8 protein-coding genes are annotated in these 9,985 nt (G+C 64.1%); 5 read left to right on the top strand and 3 right to left on the bottom strand.

What is annotated here, in order from left to right:
* Nucleotides 1–278: 278 nt before the first annotated feature.
* Nucleotides 279–1,445, top strand: a complete 1,167-nt coding sequence (gene aroC, locus J2753_RS09360; RefSeq protein WP_209491666.1) for a chorismate synthase — start codon at nucleotides 279–281, stop codon at nucleotides 1,443–1,445.
* On the opposite strand, the gene J2753_RS09355 is transcribed toward aroC, so the two are convergent.
* Entirely contained in the window at nucleotides 1,442–2,038 is a 597-nt protein-coding gene (locus J2753_RS09355; RefSeq protein WP_209491665.1) for a CAP domain-containing protein, read from the bottom strand. The genes aroC and J2753_RS09355 overlap by 4 nt on opposite strands.
* The gene (locus J2753_RS09350; protein WP_209491664.1) at nucleotides 2,035–4,719 is read right to left on the bottom strand and encodes a PKD domain-containing protein; all 2,685 of its coding nucleotides are present in this window, start codon (nucleotides 4,717–4,719) and stop codon (nucleotides 2,035–2,037) included. Before J2753_RS09350 ends, J2753_RS09355 begins: the two co-directional genes overlap by 4 nt.
* 162 nt (nucleotides 4,720–4,881) lie before the next feature.
* Here J2753_RS09350 and J2753_RS09345 point away from each other — a divergent pair, with 162 nt between their 5' ends.
* From J2753_RS09345 to lrpA1, 4 genes are all read left to right on the top strand, one after another.
* The gene (locus J2753_RS09345) at nucleotides 4,882–5,106 is read left to right on the top strand and encodes a hypothetical protein (protein WP_209491663.1); all 225 of its coding nucleotides are present in this window, start codon (nucleotides 4,882–4,884) and stop codon (nucleotides 5,104–5,106) included.
* Between the two features lie 149 nt (nucleotides 5,107–5,255).
* Nucleotides 5,256–7,145, top strand: coding sequence for a 2-oxoacid:acceptor oxidoreductase subunit alpha (locus tag J2753_RS09340; protein WP_209491662.1), 1,890 nt, complete (start codon nucleotides 5,256–5,258; stop codon nucleotides 7,143–7,145).
* Between the two features lie 3 nt (nucleotides 7,146–7,148).
* Nucleotides 7,149–8,087, top strand: coding sequence for a thiamine pyrophosphate-dependent enzyme (locus J2753_RS09335; protein ID WP_209491661.1), 939 nt, complete (start codon nucleotides 7,149–7,151; stop codon nucleotides 8,085–8,087).
* Nucleotides 8,088–8,189: 102 nt separating this feature from the next.
* The gene (lrpA1, locus tag J2753_RS09330) at nucleotides 8,190–8,618 is read left to right on the top strand and encodes an HTH-type transcriptional regulator LrpA1 (protein WP_209491660.1); all 429 of its coding nucleotides are present in this window, start codon (nucleotides 8,190–8,192) and stop codon (nucleotides 8,616–8,618) included.
* A gap of 73 nt (nucleotides 8,619–8,691) precedes the next feature.
* On the opposite strand, the gene J2753_RS09325 is transcribed toward lrpA1, so the two are convergent.
* Nucleotides 8,692–9,966: an ABC transporter substrate-binding protein gene (locus J2753_RS09325; protein WP_209491659.1), complete on the bottom strand. Its 1,275-nt coding sequence runs from the start codon at nucleotides 9,964–9,966 to the stop codon at nucleotides 8,692–8,694.
* Between the last annotated feature and the right edge of the window lie 19 nt (nucleotides 9,967–9,985).

The following is a 9,985-nucleotide window of genomic DNA, read 5'->3' as shown; positions in this document are numbered from 1 at the left end:
CCACAGTTTGGATGCGGAGAACCCACACTGGTCGAGGTCGTCACGAACCTGTTCGTGGTTCGTGATGCGTGCGACGTAGGTGCGGGTTGTCTCCAGCATCGTTCTGCGGTACATAATATGTTATAAAGAGCAGAGTATTAAAACCAACGAGCGAGGGGAGAGAATATCCGGCTGGAGTGTTGTCGGTGGGTTATCGGTCTGAGTGCCGGATTCAGCCCGTGCCTTTAGGCGCGGGTATTCCCCTTGCTCTTTATAAGCCCGGCTCTCTACGTCAGCCTATGAACGGCAATCGCTTCGGTCGCCTGTTTCAGGTGACCACCTACGGCGAGAGTCACGGCCCGGGGATGGGCTGTACCGTCAGCGGCGTCCCCGCCGGCGTCGAACTCGACGAGGAGGTCATCCAGCGCGACCTCGACCGGCGCAAGCCCGGCCAGTCGATGATCACCACCAGCCGCGGTGAACCGGACGAAGTCACGATCCAGTCGGGGCTGCAGGACGGCTACACCACGGGCACCCCTATCGGGATGACGATCCAGAACAAGGACGCCCGCTCGGGCAAGTACGAGCCGTTCGTCACCGCACCCCGGCCCAGCCACGGCGACTTCACCTATTCGGCGAAGTTCGGCACGCGAAACTGGGGTGGCGGCGGCCGCTCCAGCGCCCGCGAGACGGTGAACTGGGTCGCCGCCGGCGCCGTCGCCAAACAGGTACTCGACCAGAGTGAGTACGACATTCAGGTCAAGGCTCACGTCAACCAGATCGGCGACATCGAGGCGCCCGACGTGAGCTTCGAGCAGATGCTTGAACACAGCGAGGAGAACGAGGTGCGCTGTGCGGACCCCGAGACGGCTGCGGAGATGCGCGACCTGATCGACGAGTACCAAGAGGCCGGCGACTCAATCGGCGGCAGCGTGGAGTTCGAGGCACAGGGTGTCCCCCGCGGCCTCGGAGCGCCGCGGTTCGACAGCTTCCCGGCCCGACTCGGGCAGGCGCTGCTCGCCGTGCCGGCGACGACGGGGTTCCAGTACGGCCTCGGCCGCGAGGCCCGTGAGGTCACCGGCAGCGAGCGAAACGAGGACTGGGAGTTCCCCGAGGGCGAGGAGGACCCGGACCCGACGCCGGTGGGCAACGATCACGGCGGGCTGCAGGGCGGCATCACGACCGGCCAGCCCATCTTCGGCGAACTCACGCTCCACGCGCCGACGTCGATTCCGAAAACTCAGCAGACCGCCGACTGGGAGACCCGCGAGGAGAAGGAGATTCAGGTCGTCGGTCGCCACGATCCGGTTCTTCCGCCGCGGGCGGTCCCGGTCGTCGAGGCGATGCTCTACCTGACGATCCTCGACTTCATGCTGCTCGGTGGCCGGATCAATCCTGATCGGCTCGACGACCGCCCGGGCGAGTACGACACGCCGTACCACCCGAGTAGCCCGCGAAACGACTAGCCGCAGAGCTCCTGCGTAACGTAGACCGAGCCGTTTTCGTCCACGAAGACGCCGATTCCCTGAGAGTCGTAGTTGGGAGAGAGGGCGTTTTGGCGGTGGCCCGAGGAGTTGAGTATTAACGAAACAGCCCCCTCAGAAATATTTTCAGTATTCATCAATTCCGATTGAGGGTCGGACGAGAGTTTCGGATTCTTATCCTTATAGATATTCTGTCCAATCTCATCGCATGTCGTTCCGTATCGATCCCGTAGATCACTATGTAACGTTCCGTTGGGTCCGTCGTGGTCGAAATAATCCCGTTGAGCCATGTCCCACGATTTGTACCGGGCGACGGCATCTAATGATTCGTTCCGAGTTAATGGCTCAAGGCCGTTCTCTACGCGATGCTTGTTCATCTTCTCGTGAATGAGCTTCTCGATCCGTTCAACATCGACGTAGAATCGGTCTGGGGATGGCGTCGTGGGATGTGCGGGCGTGTTCGCAGTCTCAGTTGCTCCATTTTCGTCTGTTGGTGTGTGAGTCGGGCCACTTACGCTGGCACAACCGGCGGAAAGCAGTAGCAGACAGACGACGATGGCGGGAAGACGCATCATCCACCACCTCCTTCGCACTTCGGAGGTTCGTTGGTGTCACGGCCAGCGCCGCACTCTTTGAGTTGTCTGTCGACGTTCCGAACCTCCCCGATTGGCTTGCTGAACGACTTCGTCTCTTCCCACGTTTCGACGGTGTTCGTCCATCGATAGATGGTGGTTTCGTTGTACGTCGGGCGCTCCCACTGGGCGTACTCAGTCCCAACACGGACCTCCCGCTCGTACTTGTGGACTGCTTCCATCTCGTAGGTCGCGGTTCGGTACTTGTACTCGTACTCGGTCTCCTCGACGGTCCGTTCCCACTCGTAGACCGGGTCGTACTCCGGAACGCGATATTCGTAGCGGTAGTCGTACTCTGGATATCTATAGGTTCGCTCGTCGACACAGTGTCGCACGTAGCGGAGGCGAATGTACTCCGTGCAGACTGTCCGCGTTTCGTAACCGCTGACGTAGCGGTCCGACCTGACGTACTGCCAGTCCGCATCGGCGTGGAAGCGGTAGTCCACCCACCGTGTCCGGTATCCGGTTTGTGTTCTACCTACGCGCCGATCACGACTCCATCCACTCCCCGCTGGCCGATAGGCCGACCGTTCCGTTTCCGTTCGCTCTACTGTGGTCTGAACGGCGCCCACGTAGTTCCAGTCGCCACCGAGGAGGCCACGTTGTGGCACGGTCGTGTGGCGCCAGCCGTCGAACACCTGCTTCTGGTCCACGTTCCGCTCTGCAATCGACCAGTCGCTACCGGGAGATTCTGTTGACTCTGTCGTCCGCCGCTCCGTGTGGTACTCCGTTATCGTTCCAACGTGTTTCCACTCCTCTCCAGGACTGACTACTGCAGTAGGCCCATCAGCGAGTGTCTGCATCTTCTCAGTCCCTGTCTGTTCCCGTTCGATACGCTCAACCCCTTTCCTCGTCCAGTTATCGCCTGGACTTTCGGCAGCATTTGTTCGGTGGATAGTTGTCGCCTTCCGTTCGTAGGTGTACAGTTCGTACTGCATCGCCCCAACGTCCACCAACGTGGTCGAGACATCGCCGGACCAGCGGGGGTTTACTCCGATCAAGTACCGGCCAGATGCCTCGTATTGGTGGGAGAACCTCATCTCGTCTGGGTTGGTAATCTCGACGGTCTCCCTGTAGTCGTCACCATACGTAATGACGATCTCCTTGCCGAGATTGTTCTGGTGTGTCTGGAACTTGCCGTATATCGTTCTTCCTCGAGTACTCGTTACCTCCACCGGACGGCTTCGTCCGTAGGTACCGCCATCGCTTCTCGTTCGGTGTAGTTCGACCGATGTCGACCCCTCTCGTTTGTTTCCGTGCTGGTCAGTCACCGTAACCGTGACGCGGACCTCACCGTCACCGAAATCGCCATTGTCGAACACGTAGGAGACGTTGCCTCGAGCCGGATCCCCGCCAGCGGCGGTTTCGAGAAGCGCCTGTTCGCCGATTTTCCAGGTGAAGGTCAGTCGCCCGGAGCTGTTGTCGCGAGCAGTCGCACTGAAGCGGACCTGGCCATCGTTGATCGCTTCGGACTCACCAATCCAGTATGCATCAATGGAGAGGATGTCGGGCGGTGATTGTGCTACAGGATTCGCCATCTTGCTTTCACTACCGCCAACCACCGTCACCGATTTCGCCACGGTCGTCACCCCACCGTGTTCGTCCCGCACCGTCGCCTCAAGCGTCACCGTGCCGTCGTCTTCCGGGATCTCGGTGAAGCGGAACGAACGACCCCACTCGCCGCTCGCGGTGGGGCCGCTCCAGGGCATCGGCTCCGTCGCCTCGACGGCACTGGAACCACTTCCCAGACTGACGGACGTGATCTCGCCGTCCGGGTCGGTCGCGGTCAACCGGTACTCCTTGGTCGTGTTGACCACCGCCGCACCGTCGCCTTTGATCGATGCGGTCGGGGGCGTGTTCCTGACTTTGACTTCCTTCGTTACAGTGGTGGTCGCCCCATCGTCGTCGATGACGACCGCGGCGATTTCGGCAGTCGTGCCGGGTGTCCCGTCAACGGTGATGGTCCGTGCCCGGTCGTTCAGCTCTGACCGGGAGACACGGTTCGTAGAGAGCGTGGTGGGAAGCCACCAACTGTCGGTCACGGTCCCATCGGCGTCCGCTGTGTCGAGCGTGTAGGTGACTCGCGAGCCCGAGGTCACGGACGACGGCCCGCTAATCTCGCCCGACGGCTGTTGGTTCCCGGTTGGTGCCGGGTCCGACGTTCCGACCGGCGGACCACCCGCTGGCGTCGACTCAGCCTCTGGCGGCGATTCTGGTGTGTCCGTCGGCGTCGGAGCGGGCGTCGACGTCGGGGGATCATTCGCGGTCGGTGTCGCTCCGGGATTCTCTTCAGCGGCCCTGTCGACATCGACGAACAGCGTATCGCTCTGCGTCTGCCCGTCGTCGCCGGTGACGGTGAGTTGGACGTGGTACCTTCCCGCTTCCTCCGGGACGAACCGGGTGGTCACCGCTTCAGGATCAGCGGGCGTGATCTGGTCGCCACTCGGGGTGCGGATCGACCAACTGTACGAGCGTATTTCGCCGTCGGGGTCGAGGCTCCCGCCGCCGTCGAGGTAGACGGTGTCGCCGACCGTTGCCGACTGATCGAGGCCCGCGTCAGCTAGCGGACGACCGTCATCGGCGGCGAGCGCCCCCGCCGGCAGGCCGGACGTGAGCAGCAGCATCGCGAGCGTGAGGGGAAGCAGTTTCATCTGACGTTGGATTTCTTCACCCCTCTATCAGGCTTAAATTCTTGGATGACGGAAAAGATTCGGCCGCCGGCGATCCGGTCGGTTGTCGGACCGGTGTCCGTGCGTTATTTATCGTTCCGCATCCCTAATACGGGTATGATCGAGAACGAGTCCTCGATGCCCTACCTGATCACGGGCGCGATGACCGCCGGACTGGGTGTGCTGCTCGCCGGCGTCGAACTCGGCACCGAGATGTGGATCCACAACGGGGCGCTGGCACAGCCGCTTCAGGCGGCCGGCGGCGCCATCATCGTCCTCGGCATCCTACTGCTTGCGCGCTACCTCGAAGGGCTCCCAGACCAGGAAGAAGCCGGCCACTGAGCGGCGGATCGCCGTCCAGTCCCGTTTCTCTTTCTGTCCCTTCCTGCAGGTTTGTAACGGTCTTTTCTTGACAACTCATAGCAAGTGCTTTGAGTTCGGCGTCGGAAGACCCATGAAGACGCGACCAAACGTGGGTCGCCTTACCACTCATGACTGACGACGAACTCATCTGGCGAATCGCGGGGGGTTCCGGCGACGGGATCGCCTCGACCAGTCAGAACTTCGCCAAAGCCCTGATGCGATCTGGGCTCGACGTGTTCACGCATCGCCACTACCCGTCACGCATCCGCGGTGGCCACACGTACACCGAGGTACGGGCCGCGCCCGAGGACGTGACCTCCCGCGGCGACGGCTACGACTTCCTGCTCGCGCTGGGTGACTCCTTCGCGCGGAACCCGCAGGAGGACGCCTACTACGGGACTGAAGAGATCAAGCCGCTCTCGGAGAACCTCGACGACCTCCGGGAGGGCGGCGTGATCGTCTACGACTCGGGCCTGCTTGATGCCGACGAAGTGCCGAACTTCGAGCAGCGCGCCGAGGAGAACAACTGGCACGTGTTCCCCATCGACCTCCGCGGGATGGCCCGCGACATGGGCCGCGAGGTCATGCGCAACACCGCCGGCGTCGGCGTCACCTGCGCCATCGCCGACATCCCGGTCGAGGCCATCGAGGAACTGATGACCGACGCGATGCCGGAGAAGATCCTCGGGCCCAACCTCGAGATCCTCAACGCCGCCTACGAGAAGGTCAAAGAGGAGCACGACCTCAGCGGCATCGAGGTCTCCTGTCCCGACGGTGAGCACGAGGAAGAGCAGGTGCTCGTCAACGGCTCCGAGGGGATCGCCTACGGCGCGTTCGACGAGGGCTGCCGGTTCATCGCCGGCTACCCCATGACGCCGTGGACGGAAGTGTTCACCATCATGTCGAAGAACCTCCCCAAGGTCGGGGGGGTCGCCGAGCAGGTCGAGGACGAAATCGCCGCGGCGGCGCTCGCAATCGGCGCCGCCCACACCGGCGTGAAGGCCATGTCCGGCTCGTCCGGGGGCGGCTTCGCGCTGATGTCCGAGCCGCTGGGGCTGGCGGAAATCTCCGAGACGCCCATCGTGCTGCTCGAAGCAGCGCGAGCGGGGCCGTCGACGGGGATGCCGACCAAGCCCGAGCAGGCCGACCTGGAGCACGTCCTCTACACGTCGCAGGGCGACTCCAACCGTGTCGTGTTCGCGCCCGCAGATCCCGCCGAGGCGTACGACCACGCGCGCAAGGCGTTCCAGATGGCCTACGAGTACCAGATCCCGTCGATCATCCTCTACGACCAGAAGCTCTCCGGGGAGTACCGCAACGTCCCGGCGAGCCACTTCGACCGCGAGCCCAACCCCGACATCGGGCAGGTGCTCAATGAGGAACAGATCGCGGAGGCACCCCACGAACCCGGTGGGAAGTTCCACCGCTTCCGCCACGACTCCGAGGACGGCGTCTCGCCGCGCTCGGTGCCGGGCCAGAAGGGCGGGCGCTTCCTCGCGTCCGGTAACGAGCACAACGAGGCCGGCCACATCAGCGAGGACCCGGACAACCGCGTCGCGCAGGTCGACCGGCGGAACCGCAAGCTGGAGTCGATCCGTGCGGAACTCGACGACGACGGCCTCAACGTGACGTACGGCCCCGAGGACGCCGACTACGGCGTGCTCGCGTTCGGCAGCATGGTCGGCACCGTCGAGGAGGCCGTCGAGCGACTCAACGACGACGGCGAGTCCGTGAAGCTGCTCTCCGTCGGCGAACTCGCGCCGTATCCGAAGGAACAGGTCCGTGCGTTCATCGAGAGCGTCGACCGCGTGATGGTCGTCGAGATGAACTCCACCGCGCAGTTCCGTGGCCTGACCCAGAAACACCTCGGCGAGTACGGCCCGAAGCTGTCGAGCCTGCTCAAGTACAACGGCAACCCCTTCGAGCCGGCAGAAGTGATCGAAGGGTTCCACAACACCCTGAAAGGGGAGTCCGAGACCGACCACCAGACGACGTTCGTCCCTGCGGGAGGTGACTAACCCATGAGTGCATTCAGCGCAATCGGCGACAAGCGAGAGATCGAGCAGGAGGAGTACACGCCGGGCATCGAGCCCCAGCCGACGTGGTGTCCGGGCTGTGGTGACTTCGGCGTCCTGAAGGCGCTGAAAGGCGCCCTACCGGAGGTCGGCCGCACGCCCGACGAGACCCTGACGGTGACGGGGATCGGCTGTTCGGGCAAGCTGAACTCCTACTTCAACAGCTACGGGTTCCACACGATCCACGGGCGCTCGCTGCCCGTCGCGCGAGCCGCGAAGCTCGCGAACCCCGGACTGGAAGTGATCGCCGCCGGCGGCGACGGCGACGGCTACGGCATCGGCGGGAACCACTTCATGCACACCGCCCGGGAGAACCACGACTTCACCTACATCGTGTTCAACAACGAGATCTTCGGCCTCACCAAGGGCCAGACCTCGCCCACCTCCCCGAAGGGCCACGAGTCCAAGACCCAGCCCCACGGTTCAGCCAAGGAGCCGGTTCGCCCGCTCTCGCTCTCGCTCACCTCGGGAGCGTCGTTCGTGGCCCGGACCGCTGCGGTCAACCCCAATCAGGCCAAGGAGCTGATCAAGGAAGCCATCGAGCACGACGGGTTCGCCCACATCGACTTCCTGACTCAGTGTCCGACCTGGAACAAGGACGCGAAGCAGTACGTGCCCTACATCGACGTCAACGAGTCCGACGACTACGACTTCGACCCGACGAACCGGGACGAAGCGGCCGAGATGATGCGCGAGACCGAGGAAGCGCTCCACGACGGCAAGGTGCTGACCGGCAAGTACTACGTCGACGAGGATCGCCCGTCCTACCAGCAGGAGAAACAGCAGATCGGCGAGATGCCCGAGGAACCGCTGGCAGAGCGCTACTTCGACGACTCCTACGAGTGGGAGCGCTCCGCGGACATGTTCATCGACGACCACAAGTGACGAACGCGGCTCGGTAGCGCCTCCGCTACCGGGAGTTCGTTTCGACCGAGCGTCGGTTTCCGCTTCGCAAGGCATTTTTCCCCACACACCCAATCGACTTCCATGACTGCGTCGGCCACGGAAGACCGGATCCTGCAGATCTTAGAGGAGGACGCGCAGGCGTCGGTCTCCGAGATCGCCGAGCGCGCCGACGTCTCCAAGCCTACCGTCCGGAAGTACGTCCGTCAACTCGAAGACGACGGCGTCATCGTCGGCTACTCCGCGGAGGTCGACCCCAAGAAGCTGACCGGCCAGTCCATCGCGCTGGTGGGAATGGACGTCGACAGCGAGCAGTACGTCGACGCCACGAACGCGCTGAAACGGCTCGACGCCGTGGAGTCGCTGTACAGCTCCTCGGGCGACCACATGCTGATGGCGGAGATCCGGGCCGAGGACGGCGACGCGCTCGGCACAGTGATCAACGAGCAGCTACTGACAATCGACGGCGTGACCGCCGCGCACCCCTGCTTCCTGCAGGAACGACTGAAGTAACCGAGTTCCCCGTTCACGATTTCGGGCTCAAAAGTCCGTCAGCAGCGCGTCTGTGTCTCCAGCAGCCACGAGATCAGCGCTGTGCGTCGACGTGTGCCAGCGCGGTCCGGAGCCGCTCCCAACCAGTCTCGGTGTGCTCGCCCCAGCCGTGATCGGCCTCGAAGCCGAACTCCTCGGTCGCTTTCTCGATCGTTTCCCGCGCTCGCTCGTCGTCCTCGCCGTCCGGGACAGCAGCCGCGGCCCCCAGTGGGTCTCCGGTTGCGTCCGCCCAGCCACACATCGTCCCGACGAGGAACGCGTGGACCGCGTCGACGTGCCGGTCGAGCGTCTCCTCGCTGGTGACCAGTACGGGGCCGTACAGCGGGAACTGGTTGGCGACGGGGACGGTGTCGACAGTCGCGTCGTCGATGCGGTCCGGGTCCGAGACCTGTCCCGTGACGGCGTCGACCCGGCCCGAGCGGAGCGCGTCGCGCTCCTCGCCGTCGAGGTCGACGATATCCACGGCATCGAGGCTGTCGACCTGCGAGAGCAGCAGCCGTGCGAGCCGCGCCGTCTCGGAGCCGACGGACATCCCAACGCGGCGATCCCGTAGCTGTCTGACGCGCTCGAAGGGACCGCCGAACGCTTCACGAGTCGTGTAGAGGACCGCCATCGCGCGCTCGTAGAGCAGTGCGAGCGGGACCATCTCCCGGTCGCTGGCGACGAACGTCGCGGCGCCGACGAGTGCCACATCGACTTCACCGGCCGATAGCGCGTCGAGCGCCGCCGCGGAGCCGGTTCGGGGGTCGAACGTCACGTTGAGGCTGCCGTCGGCGTAGTGGCCGTGTGCGGAACCGGCGTACAGCGGCGCGTGCAACGCGTTCGGGTGCCAGTTGAGTGCGACAGTGAGCGATTCGGGTTCTCGGTCGCCGTCATCGTCGTCCTCCCCGTCGTCGCGATTCCCATCGTCGCTGCCCTCGCCGTCGGGGTTCGGTCGAGCCGCATGATCGGGCCCAGCACGGTCGAACAGTCGGTGGGCGTGGCGTTCGTACACCCGGCGCGGCGTCGTCGACGCATCGGTCGTCCACGCCTGCGGCGGCCGGCCGCTCTCGTGGCGGCGGACCGAGGTGGCCGTCACCAGGTCAAGTGACTCCAGCGTGTCCAGCGCGTCGCCGACTGCACCCCTGCTCAGTCCGGTGCCGATCCGGATCTCGAGGCGTGTCGCCGGCGCGGTCTCCGTGCCCGGATGCTCGCGCCGGAGCCGAAGGTACGTCAGTACGCGCGCGGCGTCGGCGTCGAGGCCGACGGCGTACCGGTCGACGAGCGGCCGGTCTACCTCGCTCAGTGCCGGGTACTCGACCGTATCCATCAGCCGCCTCTACTTCGTG

This window comes from Halolamina salifodinae (assembly GCF_017874235.1).
GTDB lineage: Archaea > Halobacteriota > Halobacteria > Halobacteriales > Haloferacaceae > Halolamina > Halolamina salifodinae.
This window is presented reverse-complemented; position numbering and strand designations above follow the sequence as displayed.

Coding starts and splice junctions, on each gene's coding strand:
- J2753_RS09340 (WP_209491662.1), top strand. CDS start 5,256: ATGACTGACGACGAACTCATCTGGCGAATCGCGGGGGGTTCCGGCGAC.
- J2753_RS09325 (WP_209491659.1), bottom strand. CDS start 9,966: ATGGATACGGTCGAGTACCCGGCACTGAGCGAGGTAGACCGGCCGCTC.
- J2753_RS09335 (WP_209491661.1), top strand. CDS start 7,149: ATGAGTGCATTCAGCGCAATCGGCGACAAGCGAGAGATCGAGCAGGAG.
- lrpA1 (WP_209491660.1), top strand. CDS start 8,190: ATGACTGCGTCGGCCACGGAAGACCGGATCCTGCAGATCTTAGAGGAG.
- J2753_RS09350 (WP_209491664.1), bottom strand. CDS start 4,719: ATGCTGCTGCTCACGTCCGGCCTGCCGGCGGGGGCGCTCGCCGCCGAT.
- aroC (WP_209491666.1), top strand. CDS start 279: ATGAACGGCAATCGCTTCGGTCGCCTGTTTCAGGTGACCACCTACGGC.
- J2753_RS09355 (WP_209491665.1), bottom strand. CDS start 2,038: ATGATGCGTCTTCCCGCCATCGTCGTCTGTCTGCTACTGCTTTCCGCC.
- J2753_RS09345 (WP_209491663.1), top strand. CDS start 4,882: ATGATCGAGAACGAGTCCTCGATGCCCTACCTGATCACGGGCGCGATG.